The sequence below is a fragment of the Enterobacter sp. RIT637 genome (genome assembly GCF_019718755.1).
Lineage (GTDB): Bacteria > Pseudomonadota > Gammaproteobacteria > Enterobacterales > Enterobacteriaceae > Enterobacter.
Map to the genome: position 1 here is coordinate 1 of NZ_JAIHAZ010000101.1, position 615 is coordinate 615.

Consider the following 615-nt stretch of genomic DNA (forward strand, 5'->3'; position numbering starts at 1 on the left):
CTCTATCTGGTCGGTATTACCGCTGAAGCCATGACCGGTGCGCTGGCCGCTGGGCGCCGTCGTATGGACACCTTCGGTGTCATCATTATCGCCACCGCTATGGCACTCGGTGGAGGATCTGTCCGTGATATCTTGCTGGGACACTATCCACTCGGTTGGGTCAAACATCCTGAGTATGTTGTGATCGTTGCTGTCGCCGCGGTTCTGACGACGATTGCCGCCCCTGTGATGCCTCATCTGCGCCGTCTGTTTTTGGTACTGGACGCATTAGGGCTGATCGTGTTTTCCATTATTGGTGCGCAAATTGCGCTGGATATGGGTGAAGGCCCGATCATTGCCATCATCGCCGCTGTGGTCACGGGCGTGTTTGGCGGTGTGCTGCGCGATATGTTCTGTAAACGCATTCCGCTGGTGTTCCAGAAAGAGCTCTACGCTGGCATTTCGTTCGCCTCAGCCGTGCTGTACATTGCGCTACAGCATTATGTGTCGAGCCATGATGTTGTCGTCATTGCCACCCTGCTGTTTGGTTTTACCGCGCGCATGTTGGCGTTGCGCCTAAAACTTGGGCTTCCGGTGTTTCATTACACCCATGACTCGCACTAAGTAACGTAATAG

1 protein-coding gene is annotated in these 615 nt (G+C 54.5%); it reads left to right on the forward strand.

Annotated features, from left to right (window positions below; translation table 11 throughout):
- Positions 1 to 603, forward strand: a 603-nt coding sequence (locus tag K5E19_RS23405; RefSeq protein WP_221553322.1) for a trimeric intracellular cation channel family protein, incomplete at its 5' end; no start/stop codon positions are given.
- Positions 604 to 615 lie beyond the last annotated feature (12 nt).